Source organism: Chryseobacterium sp. B21-037, from assembly GCF_028570785.1.
Lineage (GTDB): Bacteria > Bacteroidota > Bacteroidia > Flavobacteriales > Weeksellaceae > Chryseobacterium > Chryseobacterium proteolyticum.
Genome location: NZ_JALGCB010000001.1, coordinates 4,838,306 through 4,857,445, shown reverse-complemented (window position 1 = coordinate 4,857,445; position 19,140 = coordinate 4,838,306). Strand labels below are relative to the sequence as shown.

The following is a 19,140-nucleotide window of genomic DNA, read 5'->3' as shown; positions in this document are numbered from 1 at the left end:
ACAGCAAAATGTGTTCAATGCGCAGAAGGCCTTTAACCTTGTGAACTTGAACAAAAGGACATAGTAGCTCATTTGAATTGATAAAGAAATACCACATTGCCAGTATAGGCATGTTTCGACTCATCCCTTACTACGAGTCTTGCACCGACAACGACCTTGACCATCCCCCGAAGGTCATTCACCGATCTGATCGTCGCCTGCAATGATACTTCAGAATTTACTTTCACGGGTATGCCGAATCTCAGGTCTTCAATTCCGTAATTGATCTCGAGGCTTACATTCTGCACCGTTGCGATGTGCTTCCATAGATAGGGAATCAGTGCAAGCGTGAGATAGTCGTGTGCTATAGTTGATCCGTAAGGGCTTTTAATAGATGCCCTGTCGCTGTCCACATGAATCCACTGGTGATCCATAGTGGCATCTGCAAATCGGTCGATCTGGTTCTGGTCAATTGTATGCCATGGAGAACTTCCGACCATGACTACCTCCAGTGACTTATATTCTTCGTAATTGTTGATGATCTGCATGTATTTTCTGATTTAATAGTTCAATGGCAGCGGTATGATTTCCGTAAAAAGATAAAAGCCTCTCGCAACATGCGGGAGGCCGGTAATATAACTAATATATTAAATTACTATATTGATCAGATTATGCCAGTTTAACGTTGATTGCGCTTAAACCCCTATCTCCTTTCTGTACGTTGAAAACAACCTCGTCGTTCTCACGGATGCCTCTTGACTCAAGTCCTGAGGTATGTACAAAGATGTCTGCTCCACCTTCTGATGGTGCAATGAAACCGAAGCCTTTTGCTTCGTTGAAAAATTTTACGGTGCCTTTTTGCATTGTAATAAAATTAAAAAATTAATATAATGGATCTGTACACTTTACAGATTTAATTTTTGAAGTTAATGATGATCTGTAGGACAAACTGAAGCATTTGTCGTTATTACCTATCATTCTTTGCGCGGCTCATTGATGCTATCCATAAGACACTTAAATATCATGGTCTGTACTGTCGGGTCATTTTTTAAGATCAATGGAATCATGATTCTCAATATTATTAAAAAAATTGGATCTATAAACGGGAAACTGTAAAAGCAAGACTGATAGTTGTCATAGACCAGTGAAGCGAAGGCAGGAACCTTTCTTTATGAATACTTTGCAAAGGTAAATCAATATTCCTCGAAATTAAAAAATATAAATAATTGATTATCATTATTTTATTCATACATTGCGCACACAGAAGAATTATTTGCACAGTGCGGATGATCAAAGTTTCCGTAAATATGCAGACCCATTCAGCTACACCACAGACCCTATCTCATACCGTTGAAGAGCATTCCATACCACAGGTTCGTATTGCTTATTTCATTATGGTACACCAGCGACCGGAGGCCCTTATGACTTTGCTTGAGAAAATATATACCCGTGATCAATTCTACCTGATACACATTGACCGGAAAGCCAGTTCCGAAACAACGGAAGCGATCCAGGATTATGTAATTCAATATCCGAATGTCTACATTCTGGAAAGTATGAATATCATATCAGGGGGATTCAGCATGATTCAGGCGGAGCTTAACGCCATGGAATTCTTACTCAATGCCAGCAAGCAGTGGGACTATCTGATCAACCTTAGTGGCGAAGATCTTCCATTGAGATCCCAGCACATCATCAGGCAATTTCTGACGGTCAATGCGGGAAGAAATTACATCTTTTATTATGATCAGAAGTTTTATAGACCCGACACATTGCAAAGAATCCAGAATCACTTTACAGAATTAACCCACAAGATTTCCTCGCTTATCTATAAAAGAGACTTTATGAGGGACGTCACACCATACATAGGCGGCAAATGGTCATTTATACTGTTCTCTCTCGACATATCAGATGCTGTTTCATTTCCTTCTTCATCTATTGAAATATTAGTCAGACCTAAATTGTAATAATTAGATAATCCATCTACTGGGGAAAAAGTTACTCTTTTAGGAATTTCCATAGTTCCTACACTTACAAACTCGTATTTAATTCCTTCTGCTTCATCTTTAAATTCATAGTCATAGCAAAGGTCTATCAGCTTTTCCATACATTAATTTAAAGCAAAAATAAACTATATCTTTTTAGAGATAGACTTTATGAAAAAAAACTACAAATATTTGTGGTTTTAATATCTATTCAAAATAAATACCTATTTTAAAAAAATAATTTTGAACAAAACACAAATATTTATATCATCACTTTGTGATATTTTAGTTATATATATTTACTCTTTCAAAATATCTTTTTCTGCAAAATTCAAATTTCCAATAATTTGCAGTATTAATTTTTGTTTCACAAAAACTTCCAGGACTTACCATCGCCAATATATTTTATAATTTATATTAAGATTAAATAAGCTAAAAAAATGTACATTTGGATGAAAAAAAAATTTAAAAATGAAAAAAAATTTATTATCATTAGCCTTGTTCCTTCCTGTATTATATTATACACAAGTAGGCGTCCATACATCTACTCCTCAGAAAACTTTGCATGTTAACGGATCCTTACAAGTTGTAAATGAATTGAATGTAGGTGGGACTTCTTCTACTCCCGGATCATCTGGAAATGTAGGTCAAGTACTTAAATCTAATGGGCCAGGTGCCCCCCCTTCTTGGCAAAACCTTGCCGGAGCTCCAACATCTACCGGGACGGTAATTGCAGTTAATGGACAATTTTTGGTTGCTCAGGAAATTATAGTTCAAATGACTGCAGACTTTACAAATTCCGGCACAGGTACTGCGGTAACTATAGGGAATTTAAACAATGAAATTGTTGATAATGAGAACCTTTATACAGGTTCAGCTACAACTAATACTTTTAAAGTATCGGCAGATGGCGTTTATCAGATAACAATGAATGGACAGTTATCAACAACTAATGGAACGTCGCCTGTTATAGGAATTTGGGATGATACAAACAATAATTGGGTGGCTCGAGTTAATGATCTTTATACAGCGACAACTGGCAGTTTACAGACATATACTCTACTTACATCTATTCCTATGCTGACATCTAATACATATTCATTCAGAATTGTAAATACAGCCAGCATAACCATAAAGCATTTAAGTTCAGGAAGTACTGGTTCGGGTCCTATTACACAAATGTCGTTGAAACGATTAAAATAAAAGTTATTTACGTCTTCACATTTAAAAAATTTTTAGCATTTATAATTCTAATAAAAGAAAAAATATGGAGTAAGAAAATAAGACCTCTCAGCCGCAAGAGGCATTTCATAAATTATAACTCCTCTTCAGAAAATGAAAGGGAGTTTCTTTTCTGGATTATTCTATTCCTTCGAAACATATAAAAGCAACTATTAGGCTTAAAGTGTAAAATTTATCGTTTTATACCAAACTAAGAATGGAAGGTTTGAATTCTCCATAACAGTTCCACTACGTAGTGAAGTTCGAAAAGAGCATGATTTGCATTGATAACTCCATTTTGATGGGAGCCAATAATGTTCTTTTCCTTTACATCGCTTGCAACAAACACCCTCTTTATCTCGTTGCTCTTTAAAATGCTTCCTACAATCCTCTTCTGTACCAAAATGTGCCGTGAAATTGAAAATATTCATATAAATAAACCGTTGAATAAGATTTATTTATTTTTAATTGCCATTTTTTTTATTTCTTCATTCGTATTATTATCAAGAATTTTAGCATACCGATAAAAAGTTGCTCTAGTCAAACCAAGTGGCTTGTAAATCTCCTCTGGAGACTTAGTTGGATCTTATAAAAAGAGCGCATTATTAAAAGTTTAGAAATTTTTTCTCTTGTAAATCCTTTTGGTCTTCCGCCAGTCCTTCCTCTTGCTCTTGCCGAGCATTTGTTCTCTCTCTTATTAATTCTCTTTCATATTCCGCCAAAGATGCCATTAGATTTAAAAATAGACGACCATTAATTGTCGATGTATCTACACCATCTATAAGACCTTTTATTATAATTCCCTTGTCACTTAAACCAAGAACCAGATCAATAATATGTTTTAAACTTCTTCCTAATCGATCTAGTCTCCAAACATACAATTCATCACCTTCTCTGAAATGCTCAATCATTTTATCCAGTTCAGGACGATTCTTAGTTGAACCTGAAATTTTCTCTTGATATATTTTTTCACAACCTGCTTTTTCTAAAGCTTCAATTTGTAAATCCAAATTTTGATCTTTGGTAGAAACTCTTGCATATCCTATTTTCATAATTTGTTACATTAAACTCATCTCTCATAAATTTATGAAACTTTGTTTAATGATACGAGATTTTGAGAAATTAATTGAAAAGATAAAATGATTTAAAACAATCAATTTAAAAATCTCATAAAACCACCGAATTTTTATTAAATATTTGATAATTATCTATTCCACTATTCAAACTAAATTCTTATAGCTGTAAAGTGGATAAAATTTGCAGATCATCAACGAATCGGTGCGATATTTGTTCCTTTTCGACTACTTATCATATTTGTACTTGGGATCATAAAAGGATTGATTTTAGTCATTAGTTCAGGAAAAATTCCACACAAAAGAATTCGTGTGGCAGCTTGGATTTTGTTAAAAAAAAAAGCTCTTAAATAGCCGATTTTCTATTAATATCAAATATGTCAATATCTTTCTTCTGAAATATGTCTTCTAATGCTGATGTACCATTTTCCATTTTATATTCGAGTTCTTCATCAGAAATAGGAATGCATAAAAGCCAATGCACAGTTTTCGTTTCAAGTTTCAATGGTTCTAATTTATCCTCCCACAAAAAGGGTGATATAAACATAATATGTTTCATCTCAGAAGTTTCAAAGTACATTTCAATAATTCTCATAAATACTGAGCCTGGTTGGCATTCCCAACCATTATTAGTAATATAAAATCCTGATGTGGAAACAATACTAGCCAACATGTTGAATTCTGTGTATCCGCCGATTAAAAGCTCTACAGGAATGTCCCTAAAGCTATTATCATTCATTTCAATTTTATTGGGGTGATCAGACACACCTACTGTACCACAAATTTTTATTCTTGGATAAAGAGGATCATCACATGTAAAAATATCGATAAAATTCCTATTGTCTTTGTTATAATGACGATCAATTATTTTATTAATACCAACAATATTTGTTATATAATTAGAAAGTTTTTTATTTTCTTCAGAAGCTTGTTGAGACATAAAAATTATTTTTTTAATATATTAGATTTTGCATTAACTCACACTTAATATCTATTAGAATTAAAAATAGCCTCCCCTCCGCTGGCACGAGCGTCACGCTCGTTGCCCACTCACTAATTACAAATTTAAATCTATTTCCAAAATTTCCTGATCATCGTTATAGTAATTTTTTGCATTACTATATTTCCTTAAGGTCCTGTTATAAAGCCACTTTCAATAGGTTCTGATAATTGTAATCTAATTTTTGTTCAAAAACCTTTAAAGACCATAAATTAGTGTAATTCTTAAAACAACCTTAATAAAAATCCGAGAAATAGGTATTTCCTCGGATTTATTATGAGTTGTTAATCTAATTTATTCAGACACGAGCGTGACGCTCGCGCAAGCAGAGCATGATATTTCTAGCTAAAAGTTTATTTGATAATCTTTTTAGGAAAAAAGTCTTTTAGATCAATTTCATAAATTATAGAATTGCATTCTTTTCCAGAACTATCCTCCTTAGGAATCTTCGAAATATTACTTAAAATATCATCTATATTTTCGTAAACAGCATTTCCTTTTAGATCAATGTGTATAATATTACAACGATTTTTATTATCCTGTATTGAAATACTAGACTTATATGTATTTATATCATATGGCAGATGAAGGTAACTATATTTCGTTAGGTATTCATAATTAAAGTCCTTATCGACTATAATCATTGAGGGTACAAACATATAATTATCTGCCGAACCTGTATATAAGGTAATATTGTAAATATCTTTCTGTTTATGATTTACACTTTGTGGAAATACAGTAATTATACCTTTATTATATTTTTTAGAAAAGAAAATAATATTTGCTTTGTCTTTAATATCTGAATGTAATTTTAAATCAAAATTTCTTCTATCTAACAAATAATAAATACTATAATTGTTATCATCAAATATTTTTATTAGATTCTGTTTTTGAGTTTTTAAATTAATTGAAAATTGTTTATTTTCTATATCTGCCATTTTCATTTGAGAAAATGCATTTAGATTAACAACAATAGCTAATAATATCAATACTTTATTTAATTGTTTTAACTCCATATTTTGTCATAATTATATTAAAATTTCTTTGAGAAACATTACCATCTCTATACATTACCCATCCGTCGATATAATTTTTTTTAGAGGTTTGATTAAAATTAATAAAATCTTGAAATCTTATTTTTCCTCCAATTGGCCATAAGCTTGAATAATCTCTATTTGCAAATACATCAATAGATTTTACTATAGAAGAAATACCTGTCCCAAACAAATCGTCATACCTTACGGTCCAACAGGAACCCATTATAAGATTTTTTCCACTTTTAATATTATTAGCAATACCAATAAAACTATCTATACTGCTCAATCTGTCTGGAGATAATTTGTTCTTATCAGAGATATACTGCTGTAGATCACTACCTAAAACTTTATCATGAGTTGTGTAAAAACCTGAATCACCTACTACTTTATATCCATTTCTTCCACTTGTGCTTGAATCAGAAACTAACTGTCCGCTTTCGTCATAAACATAACGTTCACTTATTAAACCATGTGCATTGATATAAATATTATCAGCTTGACTATTTCCTAAATATGCCGTCAATTTCTCTAAAGCATCTTTCATACTTAAAGCATCAATAATATACCATCCATTTTGTGCAAAATCGTTATTTACAAAATTACCCAGACCATTTATATCTCCTCTCAAAAAATTAATTATTATATTTTTTGAGGTACTTGGATCGCCTCCTCCACCGCCGCCATTAGTTCTAATATAAAACTTACCCATTTCATCTTCTAACCCCAGAAACTTTAAAATACCGGAACGGCTTCCAGGTCCCACATATTCCACCATACCCGGAGTGGCTCCATGGTAAAGCGACATTCCTTCGCCACTGCTGTCCGGAGCTTTTATTTTCCTCCCGTCAGGATCGATAAACATAATAGGATTATTAGCGGCATAATTATAAGGGGTAAGCCTTCTGTATTGCTCTGCTAATGGATCAATTACACCCCATCTTCCAATATCGGACATGTACATTCTGGCACCATAATCACTCCATCCTGTTTCTTTTTGTAATTCTTTGCCGTTGTATCCATAACTGTAGGCTGGATTACCTCCTAAGCTGTTATAGCCTTGATGCTTTAGCCCAAAAGGGTAATAGTTATTTTCTTCAACAATCTGGGTTCCTGCTCCATTTTTTGTATAACTTATACGCACATTTCCTAAATGGTCACTATAGCTGTAAATATACTTATTATTTTCAAAATTATAGTATCCTTCGGAGGTTGGAACAAATTTTAAAGTAAGAGGTGCCGTTGGCTTAATAATGCTCGCTGTGTTTTCATATTGGAATCCATCTAAATATTCTGTTATAGTAAAGGTTTCTAAATTCTCTTCTCCCGAACCATACAGGTAAGTCTTCTTAAGCTTAACACCGTCTGCCCTGTATAAATATCTGGTATTAACATTGTATTCAGCATCCTGGGTTCCGGAAAGCCTTGGATTATAGGTTTTATCAAACATCACATAATCCGGTAGGTTCAGAAAATTATAATCAATCAGTAAAACTCCTTTGTCCAAATGGTTCTTCATATTTCCATTATCATCATACGTGATCATTGTTCCTGAGCTATCCGGATATCCGGCATAATTTCCGGATGAATCCTTAACAGTGTTGAGCTTATTTCCGCTGTATGTATAAGTTAAATTATCTATTAATCCAGCCGCTCCCACTGAGTTTTTGCCATTCCTCTGCAACGAAGTAATATTGCTATTCATATCATATACAACTGACTCATTGTATAAATTGTTCTCTGGAACAGAAGCATTAGGTTCCGAATAGGTTCCCTTCTTTAATCTGTTCAAAGGATCATATTGATAATTATACCTTCTTAAAACCTGATCTGCCGCAGTTTTCCAGGTTACTTCAGCAATATTGCCGTTATATTTACCTGTGGACAATGAAGTATTGGCAGGATTCTGATATTTTAGCTCATATCCAAATAGTTTGGTTCCCAGATTACCGGGATCGTTCATTTTAATTACAGAACCTCTTACATTATAGGTGTAATCGATACTTTGCAAATTGTTCCCTACTTTTTTCTGAGACAGTTGTGATAATTCATTGTAAAAGTTCTCAGCAAGAAGTTCCTGAGGCTGGCCATTGACCTGATGCCATCTTGCCAATCAGCGACTAAATGTGCGTGACAATTGGGTTTCCATTCTTTTGTTTCCTTATCAAAATGTCCTTCATCTTTATGAACAGCAATTTGGAAAATTCTGATTCGTAGTTGCTCTTCCAGTCTCTTTGAAAGATAGTGTAAATCCTGCATCGTGGTATCTTCTTTAATCACAACAACAGCCTCACGAATCGGCATTGCATTCTTTTGTAATTTCCGTCCGGATCTTTTTTTACAATAGTCCTCTATTTTATGTGATCTTTCAGAGAGTTTTTCTTCCAACCAATATTCATTTTTTGCACTTAAGTCTTTTCGGATATAATCGAAAGTCTTTCTTCTGAAATTATGAGTTTCAGAATCAGATTTTACAGCTTTAAAATTAATCGAAGTTTTCATTTAGAGATAAACATAATCGATCAGAAACGTTAGTTTTTATTATTGTTTATCAAATGATTTATTTGGCTTACTATGTCATCAACTAAATGTTGATATTGGGGAACATTCTAATTAGGTATTGTTTGAGTAGAATTATAATTGAACAAACTATTTATAATCCATTAATCAAACAAAATTCATAAATCAATCTTAATTCAAAAGCCTCGCAGAGCGAAGCAGCAACTTGTTAGGACGTAAGGACTTTCAAAGTTGCGAATGAGCCCCTAACTTCTCCGTGTAGTTGTAAAATCGCACGCATTTTAGTAGGTAATATATCCTTTCTTAAAACATAATTTTAGAAGCATTCCTTTTTTATAAAGCTGGTTCCATTAAGCTTTTAAAAAGTACAAATCAAGCCATCTACATATTGTAGATTTTAAGGTATCACTAAAAGGTGGATTAAAATGGTATCAGCCAATTTAGAAGAACAAACAATGCTAATATTTAAGTTGACTGTATCAGTATGCAGGTACTAACTACCAACAGAAAAAAATTGTAATTACATTTACTAATATCGCCATCAATAAAGGTTGATAATTTAGACTTTCATTGATAATCGAAGCCAAATAGTTCCTTGTAAAGCCCTTGTAGAAGCATACCTCATTTTCAGAATTAATTTTTCTGAAAAATGAAAATATGCTACATAAAGAAACTGTCACTAAGGAGATGTGGGAACTTCTACAGCGATTGATGAAAGATGAAATGCTAAAAGATTTTACTTTAGTAGGCGGTACCGCTTTAGCCTTAAAATTAGGGCATAGATTGTCTGTAGATATTGATTTGTTTACCACAAGGGATTTTGATTCATTCGCCTTAATAAGCCACTTACAAAAAGAATACAATGCGACTAATGAAATTGTTTTTGAGAATACCGTAATGACCTATATCAAAGATATAAAAGTTGATCTTTTAGCTCATAAATATCCTGTTATAGCAATGGATAAAATCTCAGAAAATATAAGAATGATTTCTAATGATGACATTGGGGCTATGAAACTTCACGCAATATTTCAAAGTGGAGAAAGATTAAAGGATTTTGTAGATATGTATTTTCTTCTTGAAGAAAAACCTCTACAATCATATTTAAATAGCTACCAAGCAAAATACAACGGAAATTCAAATTTAGCAGCACACTCATTAGTTTATTTTGATGGGATTAGAAAAGAATATGATGTTTCAATGGTTCACGGAAAAGAGCACAGATGGAAAACAATGCAGGAAAGACTTAAGGAAGCTGTACTAAATCCTAATGTGAAATTTGGAAATTCAGCTGAAAAAAAAGTTGTTCTAAAAAGCAAAGGAAAGGGATTTAGAAGGTGATTTTGTTGTCATAACGAGATAAAATCACTATATTTAAATATGGGATTAAAGAGAAAAGTCTTGCCAAAAATACATCCAAAATTCTTTTGGGATACCAATTTTAGGAAACTTGATTGGGAGAAAGCATACATCCCTATTATTTCTCGAATTATAGAAAGGGGAGGACAAAATGAGATTGATCAAATTATAAAATACTACGGTCGTGAAAAAGTTGTAAATACAATTAGAGATGAAATTCATTTTCTCCCTAATTATGCCATTGACCGAGCAATATTTTTTTTCCCGGAACTTATAAAAGAAGAGATGCATTGCTATATACACCGTAAGGATAAACCATATCACTGGATATAGCTAAGAAACTATTTATTTGAGCTATAACCCAAAACAAATTATATTTTGAGAAAAACAATTTCTCATATTAAAAATTGAAAGGCGCTACATTGGAAATAACAAGGGCAATAGTAATGGGTGAACGATTATGAATTGCAAAAGTTGCTATTTCCAACTACTTACAACAGCCTAAAATCTTAACGAGACATTGCATAATTATGAATTACTTTCAAAAATTATTACCTTCATGATTAGTCACAGCGAGAAGTTGGACCTGTTACAACGACTCCTCGTTGTGAATTGCTTTCAAAATTTACTACCTTCGTGATTAGTTACAGCGCTTTTTTTAACTTTTCAAATTCTAAAGAAGTTGTGAATTGCTTTCAAAATTTACTACCTTCGTGATTAGTTACAGCGTTCATGGCCAGCTGATAAAAATACTTCGTGTTGTGAATTGCTTTCAAAATTTACTACCTTCGTGATTAGTTACAGCGTTTCAGATGAAGTTGATACTCTTCTTAAAGTTGTGAATTGCTTTCAAAATTTACTACCTTCGTGATTAGTTACAGCATTCCAAATGATGATTCGACTATTTGGAAAGTTGTGAAATTTACTACCTTCGTGATTAGTTACAGCAGTACAACGGGTCAGACGTTTGCAAGTAACGTTGTGAATTGCTTTCAAAATTTACTACCTTCGTGATTAGTTACAGCGCTGAGGCTTTTAAAGAAGGAGAAGGGGCTGTTGTGAATTGCTTTCAAAATTTACTACCTTCGTGATTAGTTACAGCCTCCAACTAACTTTTCAGAGCTCAGGTCTAGTTGTGAATTGCTTTCAAAATTTACTACCTTCGTGATTAGTTACAGCGATATGCAGAAGGAATTATTGAAGAAGGCAGTTGTGAATTGCTTTCAAAATTTACTACCTTCGTGATTAGTTACAGCATTTGGACAGCAGGAAAACAGTATTTACCGTTGTGAATTGCTTTCAAAATTTACTACCTTCGTGATTAGTTACAGCCTTTATGGAAGAAAGAAGAAAAAGTCTCTTGTTGTGAATTGCTTTCAAAATTTACTACCTTCGTGATTAGTTACAGCAGTTATTTGTATCGAGTGTTTGGTGATAATGTTGTGAATTGCTTTCAAAATTTACTACCTTCGTGATTAGTTACAGCTGTAGGTAAGTGGGGTGTAAATGCTACAGTGTTGTGAATTGCTTTCAAAATTTACTACCTTCGTGATTAGTTACAGCAGTAGATCTCTGACAGAATCAGAAGTATCTGTTGTGAATTGCTTTCAAAATTTACTACCTTCGTGATTAGTTACAGCGATTTTATTGTTTTATTGTTTATACACGCTAGTTGTGAATTGCTTTCAAAATTTACTACCTTCGTGATTAGTTACAGCTTCAATGCAATAATGGAGGTTCACATGAATGTTGTGAATTGCTTTCAAAATTTACTACCTTCGTGATTAGTTACAGCCATCAATCTCTGAAGGATTAGCCGGATTACGTTGTGAATTGCTTTCAAAATTTACTACCTTCGTGATTAGTTACAGCTAGAATCAGCAAAACCACTATAATCTTGCTGTTGTGAATTGCTTTCAAAATTTACTACCTTCGTGATTAGTTACAGCAGCAGTATTTTTTATACTTTATCTTCATTAGTTGTGAATTGCTTTCAAAATTTACTACCTTCGTGATTAGTTACAGCTAATAGCTAAAATTGAAAATGAAGGTTTAGGTTGTGAATTGCTTTCAAAATTTACTACCTTCGTGATTAGTTACAGCCAACTCTATTAAAATTACTTAAAACCCCTAGTTGTGAATTGCTTTCAAAATTTACTACCTTCGTGATTAGTTACAGCTTTTCTTGGTGTGATGCTAACCCGTTTATTGTTGTGAATTGCTTTCAAAATTTACTACCTTCGTGATTAGTTACAGCTTTCCTCAATAACTGAATCCCAATATAATTGTTGTGAATTGCTTTCAAAATTTACTACCTTCGTGATTAGTTACAGCCGTGATTGTTTAAGGTGTTATTGGTATATAGTTGTGAATTGCTTTCAAAATTTACTACCATCGTGATTAGTTACAGCGTACAGGCCAACGGGGTAACATCTATTTTAGTTGTGAATTGCTTTCAAAATTTACTACCTTCGTGATTAGTTACAGCGCTTTTGCAAATGTCAAACAATGGCGGTTGGTTGTGAATTGCTTTCAAAATTTACTACCTTCGTGATTAGTTACAGCCATGGAACCGTACGCCCGTAAGACTTGGTTAGTTGTGAATTGCTTTCAAAATTTACTACCTTCGTGATTAGTTACAGCGAGGTCCGAAAAGCCCAGCGCGTTAGGCGTGTTGTGAATTGCTTTCAAAATTTACTACCTTCGTGATTAGTTACAGCTGGCCCCTTTATCACCCCTTAACGTCGTATGTTGTGAATTGCTTTCAAAATTTACTACCTTCGTGATTAGTTACAGCGCGAAGACATTTACAGCGACGACGGCGGTAGTTGTGAATTGCTTTCAAAATTTACTACCTTCGTGATTAGTTACAGCCGTGCAGCCCTGGAACTATGGGTACCACGCGTTGTGAATTGCTTTCAAAATTTACTACCTTCGTGATTAGTTACAGCCTATAAGATTAACACGGAACAGTGTATAGAGTTGTGAATTGCTTTCAAAATTTACTACCTTCGTGATTAGTTACAGCGGATATAGTGGAAAGCCTGCCGCCGCGCAAGTTGTGAATTGCTTTCAAAATTTACTACCTTCGTGATTAGTTACAGCAAATAAAATTGTATCTACTGCTACCAGTCAGTTGTGAATTGCTTTCAAAATTTACTACCTTCGTGATTAGTTACAGCACCAGAGGAATATCTCCTGAGCAACAGGGAGTTGTGAATTGCTTTCAAAATTTACTACCTTCGTGATTAGTTACAGCCTCAAAATTTAGTCCACTGAATTTCAGTGGATTTATTATTTAATCAGGATCAAAAAAATCAGAATAATTCGAGTTGCTGAAAGGTTGGAGGTGGCTCTTCCTTATTCCTGGCAAAGAAGATTTCAATATCTCCAAATTGTTTGTCCGTAATACACATAATGGCAACTTTCCCTGCTTTTGGAAGCATAAATTTAACTCTTTTAATATGAACCTCGGCATTTTCCCTGCTTGGGCAATGACGCACATACATGGAAAACTGAAACAAGGTAAAACCATCATCAATGAGCGCCTTCCGAAAGCGGTTAGCATCTTTCATATTCGCTTTGGTCTCAGTCGGGAGATCATATAATACTAAAACCCACATAATCCGGTATGCATTAAACCTTTCGGCATTCATAACAGTTCAGGATAAGAGATCAGTCGTTTTTCTCCTGTGTAGCATTTGTAAAGCGACGAAGCGGTCATTTTTACAGCAACAAGCAACGGTCTTGTTTTGTCATCAATACGCACATCTTTGGTTGCAATCTGCAGAATATGAGCCTTGAATTCTGTCGACAGTTCTTCGGTATCAGAATGAATTTTCAACCATTGCATCACGAGTAAATCAACAAACGGACGGTAAGGTTCCATTATATCATCGGCAAGGCAATACGGATTGTATTTATTTTTATGAAAAATGCCGAGAACAGGTAACAATCCAGTTTCTACTATTGCTCTTGCAACAATACTTCTGAGCACGGCATATCCAAAATTAAAAAACTGATTAGGTGAATCTCCGAAACGCTGTCTCAAAAAATCCAGACTGATTAGATATTTCCAGTAATGCTGCGCCGCAATCCCTTCCATATTAGTTATATCGCCGGACTTTACATTTCTCTGATACTCAATCATCGGCTCATGATAGTTCCCCAGTTTGATCAGAACATTTTTCTGGTTTTCGATCTTACATTCCACGGTCTGTTTCCAAAGCTGTTTTTTCAGCGGTTCACTTGCTTCCAACTGATCTTTTACCCGATCTGAATGTTCGGTATGTCCATACAGCGGAAGCATTATTCCATGCGGTAGATGATGCGTGTCACAACTCACTACTATAACATTATTTCCCATCATTTTCTGAATCAAATTGTGCGAAATAGTAATCTGATAATGATCCAGCATCAATAAGCCTAAATCTTCCACAGGAACACTACCCTTTTCCGTTTTGGTTTCCGGACATAGGATTTTCATCTGTTCGTCTTTGAGCTTAAGATAAGCGGGATTTCCGATGTAGATAGAACGGGTAATCATTTTGTAAAAGTTTTAATATTCTCCAATTTGAACTATTTTTCCCAGATGGTTGAGTCTAATTTTTACAAGGCCTTTTAAATTTTTTGTACTTTGAATAACCTTGAATGTAATATCTTTTAATTTTGCATTTGTCTCTACGTTTGTTTCTAAGTGATGCCTAAACCAAATACCTGATGTAGAAATATCTCCAAATTTCTGCACTCTATAAAGATTCCTAGAAATCAAGCTCAGATTCTTTTTATCAAATAAATCTACTTCTTTCGGATCAAAATCTTCTGATGGAAATAAAAACATTTCATTCTGTTTCAATGTAAATAAGAATTTCCAGCCTAACTCTGAATTATATTCTTTGTCAATAATTTGCAAATTTTGATTCACTCTTTCAACGGCTTCATAAAAACTCACAACTTTCTCCTTTAAGTTGCCATTACTATCTTCATAAATTGCAACGTGATGATTATTTCCTGTACTCACAAAGTCAACGGCTATCTTTTGACCGTTTTCATCTAAAATTTCTTTTCCTAAATGATCTTTTTTATAATGTAAAGCTTCGGCATTATTAATCCCTGTAATAGTAACCGTCTTTATTGAAATTCCTTTTGATTTATTAAGCCATATTGGATTCTTTTCCAAATCAGAAAAGGCTTCTTTAGGATTACTGTTAAATTGTTTCCATCTTTCTGTTAGAATATCACGAACTCCCCTATCAATAACCTTTTCAATATTTTTAAAATCTTTAAAATTATCAGGATTAACAGCTTTTCTAATCGTATAACCGGTTTCATACCAGGCTAAAGTTACGGTTTCAGGTAATTGTTCCGTTTTTCCAGCATTAAGAAATATTGGATTTTTAGAAATAACATTTTTGCCTGAAAATGCTTTTTTAGAATCCCCACCAAACTCTTGTAATCTTTTTAGCAGAGCATTTCTATATTTTTCATTTTGAACTTTCTGAATAGTTTCAGCGTCGAATTTTCCTGATATTTTTTCTTCTTTTGTTGTAAGAAATTTTGAACTTCCGTAGATTGTTTCTTTATGTAGTTGCCCTCTTGGAGTGAGTTCTGTTTTTGCAATTACACTTCCTTTTCTCTTAATTTTATTGATGCTTTTGGTAACTACTTTATTTTTGGCTTTATGAGAAATTAATATTTCATCCAAGTGCTTCTTGGCTACTGTTCTAAGATTTTTAACAGGCTCTTTGAATCTTCTTTCCTTTGAACCATTTTTCTTTTCAATAACTTCTGTAATATTATTTTCAATATTTGAAATTACTTTATGCTCTTTATGCTCCTCATTTTTTCTTGCACTTAAATAATTCAAATACTGAATATGATTATGGGTGGTAAAAGCAACCGTTAAGGCATCCATTGCATGGTGACGATGGTCGTTTCTTTTTGTCCAGTCTATGATTCTCTGTTTCTCCTCCCCTTTTGAATTGATAACCGTTTCTGTAAGACCTAATTTTCTGTATTTTTCCGTATTAAGTTCCTTCATTGTGTTAACGAGATTCCAGTCTTCCCGAAGTTTATCTGTTATCCTTCCCGACGTGGAAACTACAGAATTGGTAATTCCAAAAAGTATTTCCTTCGATTTTTTCGCAATATATTGTGTGTTTCGTAAATCTCTTTCAATAAAACCGTCTCCTATTTCAGAACCTTTTTTCTGTAGTTTTTCATATTTCGCTTTAGTAATTACTCCCTTGTCATAGAGATCTTTTATAATATTGAGGAATTTCTCTAACTTCTCCTTTCCTTCAATCTCAAGATAATCGAATGCCGTAAAATTTCCTTTTTTAAGATTAGCACCTCTTGGAACTAAAACTTTATTGGAGAAACTATCATCAAAGAATCGGGATTGCGGAATAATATGGTCGATGTCGTATTTATCGGTAAACAAATTTTCTCTTTCAATTTTAACATCTGTGTATAAATCCTTAAAGCCATTATTTGCCAATTCTAAGTATAATTTATATCGGCTGATATCATTTCTTGACGGACTTTTTATACCAAATTCTCTTTGCAAAATCTCCGTATATTTCTGATGCTGTATGGTGGCTTTGTTAATTTCAGAAGTCATTGCAGCACGTTCTTCTGCATTAAGTTTGAGTTCTCGTGCCAATTCAATTCTTATTTCATCAGGTTTTCCGTACTCTTTACAAATTTCATTCACAAGATTGATCATTTGATTTAAAATCTTTTCAACCACAGGATTTCGCAAAGAATTTTTGGGAAGAATTTCCAATTGCTCTTTTAAAATTCGACCCTCCAACTGCTCTTTGGTTAATGAATTTTTAGAATGATTGTAACCTGCATAATTACAAGCTACGCTGTATTTATGCTCTTTAATATAAGGGTAAATTTTTCGCATTGCCTTAGAACTCAGACTTCCGTAATCCTGAGGAAAACCAATTTCAGCTAATATTTTGGAATGATCTCTTTTGAATCCAAATTTCCTCTCCAATAATTCATACAATTTTTCATTTCCGGAAGGAGAATCATCACCTTCATAAGAATACAACAAATGCCAAAGTTGATAAGAAGCTTGTTTTTCAAAATCACTTCCTTCCAACTCCGCATTAAAATCCAGAATAGAAGTATTAATTCCTAATCCTGACAGCTTTTCTTTAACAAATAATTTTATGATTTCTCCAGAAGCATTTATTTTATAAACTTTAATTTCGTCATCAGTGGTTAATTTATATTCTTTTGGGAATTCTATTCCTTCACTGGCAATAATCTTTAGAAAAGCAGTATATAAATTTTCATTGGTATAGTTTCCTTCAATCTCTTTGAAATTAGTTTTCCATTCTTTTCCTGAATACCCAACAAGATCGAAAGCATCCTTTGCAGAAAATTTTCCTTTGATATTTACTTCATCAAAAATGGATTGTTTAAAATCTAAATCTATTGGGAAAACTTCTTTTGTTTCTATATTTTGAAACTGTAAATTATTCAAAACCTGCCAGATCTTAACTTCCTGAAATAAAGGAGAAGACTTTGGGGCCACTTTTAGCCCAACTATTTTCTTTTTGATTTTTCCGTTTTCGCTTATTTCAATTTCTCTGTTTTCAAACTCGCAAATACTGATTAAACCTTTCTGTGATTTGAGCTTCCTTTGATAGAAAATAACAATATCCCGAATTTCTTCCTTTAACTCCTTCGTTAGTTCTTTATGATACTTCGATTGAGTTTCCCATATTTTCTCAAATTCATCCAAATAATCCTGTCTGTAGAAAACCTGGTTTTTAAGCTTGGCATGAGGGTTCACTTTCAACTGCTGAAATAAATATTCTCCAACCGTTTGATTATGAAAAAACAGCTCCTTACTTCGATCGCTGATTGCTCCCAAATAACCACTGGAATTATTCAGGTTGCTATTGATTTCCTGAAATACAACAGCCAGACTTTCAAAATCCAATTGTTTTTTTACCGCTTCACTTCTCCAAAAGTACTTTTTTACTTTTTTCTCCTGCATTGTTCCGATCTGCTTGATGCCTACAAGAGAAAATGGAATCTCTAATTCTTTCCAGGTTGCATTTCTATTTTTACCCCGAAGTCCTTCATAAAGCTCATTTGTGAAAATTTCAGGATTGAATTGTTTCTGAAAATCCCAGATTTTATCAAATTCTGCTTGTAAATCTGAACGGTAAAAATCAGGCAGTTGCTTTTTGTCCTGTTGTAAAAGATGATATGAATATTCTCCGGGTGTTAGACTCTCTTCATACAATTTTTTGGCAACCGCCATTCCGTCTACAATCTGTCCTTCGTCTTCATTTTTGGCTTTACGGCTGCTTTTATATCCTCTTTTCTTATTGATAAGAAACAGAACTCTGGCAAATTCTGAAAGTTCTATTTTTTCTTTTGCTGCCTTTGATCTTAATTCCTGAGTTTGAAATGTTGAGTTTTTGCCAACTTCTGCAAGCAGGTCGGTTTCTTTTAAAATATTGTTTTTCTTTAAAACGTCAATAAGATTGGATCTTCTTAACTTAAACCTTTGAAGATTTCTTCTCGCACTTCTGGCTAAAGTTCTTCCTGCATTGGTCGTAATCGGTTTTCCTTTTTCAAAATTCAACTGTTCATCAACAGTTAATGGATTTACACGAACTCCAAGTTTGATAATTTTATTATTTTCAGAATTTTTAGAATCCTCTTCAACGTACGCCCAGCCAATTGATGAAACTCCCAAATCCAATCCAAGTATTTTCATTTTTATTATTTTTTCAATTTAACTCTATAAATATATACATATTTTAATTATCTTTGTCCCAGAAATAAGATTTTTCTTGACGAAGAATTATTTTTGGATTCCAACCCCAATTTATCAATATCCCAAGTATGGATACTTATTTCAGCATAACTCTTTATAATTAAATAATTGTTTTATTTAATTATTTGTAGAGTGTTGTGAATTGCTTCACAAAATT

Annotated in this window: 14 protein-coding genes, 2 pseudogenes and 1 CRISPR repeat array; of the genes and pseudogenes, 4 read left to right on the top strand and 12 right to left on the bottom strand. The window is 33.3% G+C overall.

What is annotated here, in order from left to right:
• Positions 1-68 precede the first annotated feature (68 nt).
• A complete protein-coding gene (locus MTQ00_RS21865; RefSeq protein ID WP_273650984.1) occupies positions 69-527 on the bottom strand; it encodes a MaoC family dehydratase in 459 nt (152 codons plus the stop codon).
• Positions 528-648: 121 nt separating this feature from the next.
• Positions 649-843 (bottom strand): cold-shock protein, encoded by a 195-nt coding sequence (locus tag MTQ00_RS21860; protein ID WP_027378543.1) that lies wholly within the window; start codon positions 841-843, stop codon positions 649-651.
• Positions 844-1,286: 443 nt separating this feature from the next.
• Between MTQ00_RS21860 and MTQ00_RS21855 the strand changes: the two genes are divergently transcribed.
• The gene (locus MTQ00_RS21855) at positions 1,287-1,946 is read left to right on the top strand and encodes a beta-1,6-N-acetylglucosaminyltransferase (protein WP_273650983.1); all 660 of its coding nucleotides are present in this window, start codon (positions 1,287-1,289) and stop codon (positions 1,944-1,946) included.
• An 8-nt stretch (positions 1,947-1,954) separates the two neighbouring features.
• On the opposite strand, the pseudogene MTQ00_RS22415 reads toward MTQ00_RS21855, so the two are convergent.
• A pseudogene (locus MTQ00_RS22415) lies at positions 1,955-1,999 on the bottom strand (hypothetical protein); the annotation flags it as partial.
• 436 nt (positions 2,000-2,435) lie between these two features.
• On the opposite strand from MTQ00_RS22415, the gene MTQ00_RS21850 reads away from it, so the two are divergent.
• On the top strand, positions 2,436-3,167 hold the full coding sequence (locus tag MTQ00_RS21850; protein ID WP_273650982.1) for a hypothetical protein: 732 nt from the start codon (positions 2,436-2,438) through the stop codon (positions 3,165-3,167).
• Positions 3,168-3,379: 212 nt separating this feature from the next.
• On the opposite strand, the pseudogene MTQ00_RS21845 reads toward MTQ00_RS21850, so the two are convergent.
• The 6 genes and pseudogenes from MTQ00_RS21845 to MTQ00_RS21820 form a co-directional block, all read right to left on the bottom strand.
• Positions 3,380-3,616 (bottom strand): annotated as a pseudogene (locus tag MTQ00_RS21845) (IS1595 family transposase); the annotation flags it as partial.
• A gap of 174 nt (positions 3,617-3,790) precedes the next feature.
• Complete coding sequence (locus tag MTQ00_RS21840) at positions 3,791-4,237, bottom strand: recombinase family protein (protein WP_273650981.1); 447 nt, start codon at positions 4,235-4,237, stop codon at positions 3,791-3,793.
• A 367-nt stretch (positions 4,238-4,604) separates the two neighbouring features.
• Positions 4,605-5,198: a suppressor of fused domain protein gene (locus tag MTQ00_RS21835; protein ID WP_273650980.1), complete on the bottom strand. Its 594-nt coding sequence runs from the start codon at positions 5,196-5,198 to the stop codon at positions 4,605-4,607.
• 413 nt (positions 5,199-5,611) lie between these two features.
• On the bottom strand, positions 5,612-6,274 hold the full coding sequence (locus tag MTQ00_RS21830; RefSeq protein ID WP_273650979.1) for a hypothetical protein: 663 nt from the start codon (positions 6,272-6,274) through the stop codon (positions 5,612-5,614).
• The gene (locus MTQ00_RS22295) at positions 6,252-8,405 is read right to left on the bottom strand and encodes an RHS repeat domain-containing protein (RefSeq protein ID WP_337249976.1); all 2,154 of its coding nucleotides are present in this window, start codon (positions 8,403-8,405) and stop codon (positions 6,252-6,254) included. The genes MTQ00_RS21830 and MTQ00_RS22295 overlap by 23 nt, the downstream gene beginning before the upstream one ends.
• Positions 8,312-8,794, bottom strand: coding sequence for a hypothetical protein (locus MTQ00_RS21820; protein ID WP_273650978.1), 483 nt, complete (start codon positions 8,792-8,794; stop codon positions 8,312-8,314). The genes MTQ00_RS22295 and MTQ00_RS21820 overlap by 94 nt, the downstream gene beginning before the upstream one ends.
• A gap of 675 nt (positions 8,795-9,469) precedes the next feature.
• Here MTQ00_RS21820 and MTQ00_RS21815 point away from each other — a divergent pair.
• Positions 9,470-10,153, top strand: a complete 684-nt coding sequence (locus MTQ00_RS21815) for a nucleotidyl transferase AbiEii/AbiGii toxin family protein (protein WP_273650977.1) — start codon at positions 9,470-9,472, stop codon at positions 10,151-10,153.
• A gap of 39 nt (positions 10,154-10,192) precedes the next feature.
• Positions 10,193-10,504 carry a DUF6922 domain-containing protein gene (locus tag MTQ00_RS21810; protein WP_273650976.1) on the top strand — a complete coding sequence of 104 codons (312 nt, stop codon included), beginning with the start codon at positions 10,193-10,195 and terminating at the stop codon, positions 10,502-10,504.
• Between the two features lie 194 nt (positions 10,505-10,698).
• Positions 10,699-13,430: direct repeats of the CRISPR family, unit length 47 nt; unit sequence GTTGTGAATTGCTTTCAAAATTTACTACCTTCGTGATTAGTTACAGC.
• Between the two features lie 58 nt (positions 13,431-13,488).
• Here MTQ00_RS21810 and cas2 read toward each other — a convergent pair.
• The 3 genes from cas2 to cas9 are packed head-to-tail and all read right to left on the bottom strand — an operon-like array spanning position 13,489 to position 18,923.
• Positions 13,489-13,827, bottom strand: coding sequence for a CRISPR-associated endonuclease Cas2 (cas2, locus tag MTQ00_RS21805; protein WP_007842732.1), 339 nt, complete (start codon positions 13,825-13,827; stop codon positions 13,489-13,491).
• A complete protein-coding gene (cas1, locus tag MTQ00_RS21800) occupies positions 13,824-14,717 on the bottom strand; it encodes a type II CRISPR-associated endonuclease Cas1 (protein ID WP_273650975.1) in 894 nt (297 codons plus the stop codon). Before cas1 ends, cas2 begins: the two co-directional genes overlap by 4 nt.
• Positions 14,718-14,729: 12 nt before the next feature.
• Positions 14,730-18,923: a type II CRISPR RNA-guided endonuclease Cas9 gene (gene cas9 / locus MTQ00_RS21795; protein ID WP_273650974.1), complete on the bottom strand. Its 4,194-nt coding sequence runs from the start codon at positions 18,921-18,923 to the stop codon at positions 14,730-14,732.
• Positions 18,924-19,140: the final 217 nt, after the last annotated feature.

What these genes read in the sequence shown, in the direction of transcription:
- MTQ00_RS21865 (WP_273650984.1), bottom strand. Translation starts at nt 527, where the DNA reads ATGCAGATCATCAACAATTACGAAGAATATAAGTCACTGGAGGTAGTC.
- MTQ00_RS21860 (WP_027378543.1), bottom strand. Translation starts at nt 843, where the DNA reads ATGCAAAAAGGCACCGTAAAATTTTTCAACGAAGCAAAAGGCTTCGGT.
- MTQ00_RS21855 (WP_273650983.1), top strand. Translation starts at nt 1,287, where the DNA reads ATGCAGACCCATTCAGCTACACCACAGACCCTATCTCATACCGTTGAA.
- MTQ00_RS21850 (WP_273650982.1), top strand. Translation starts at nt 2,436, where the DNA reads ATGAAAAAAAATTTATTATCATTAGCCTTGTTCCTTCCTGTATTATAT.
- MTQ00_RS21840 (WP_273650981.1), bottom strand. Translation starts at nt 4,237, where the DNA reads ATGAAAATAGGATATGCAAGAGTTTCTACCAAAGATCAAAATTTGGAT.
- MTQ00_RS21835 (WP_273650980.1), bottom strand. Translation starts at nt 5,198, where the DNA reads ATGTCTCAACAAGCTTCTGAAGAAAATAAAAAACTTTCTAATTATATA.
- MTQ00_RS21830 (WP_273650979.1), bottom strand. Translation starts at nt 6,274, where the DNA reads ATGGAGTTAAAACAATTAAATAAAGTATTGATATTATTAGCTATTGTT.
- MTQ00_RS21820 (WP_273650978.1), bottom strand. Translation starts at nt 8,794, where the DNA reads ATGAAAACTTCGATTAATTTTAAAGCTGTAAAATCTGATTCTGAAACT.
- MTQ00_RS21815 (WP_273650977.1), top strand. Translation starts at nt 9,470, where the DNA reads ATGCTACATAAAGAAACTGTCACTAAGGAGATGTGGGAACTTCTACAG.
- MTQ00_RS21810 (WP_273650976.1), top strand. Translation starts at nt 10,193, where the DNA reads ATGGGATTAAAGAGAAAAGTCTTGCCAAAAATACATCCAAAATTCTTT.
- cas2 (WP_007842732.1), bottom strand. Translation starts at nt 13,827, where the DNA reads ATGAATGCCGAAAGGTTTAATGCATACCGGATTATGTGGGTTTTAGTA.
- cas1 (WP_273650975.1), bottom strand. Translation starts at nt 14,717, where the DNA reads ATGATTACCCGTTCTATCTACATCGGAAATCCCGCTTATCTTAAGCTC.
- cas9 (WP_273650974.1), bottom strand. Translation starts at nt 18,923, where the DNA reads ATGAAAATACTTGGATTGGATTTGGGAGTTTCATCAATTGGCTGGGCG.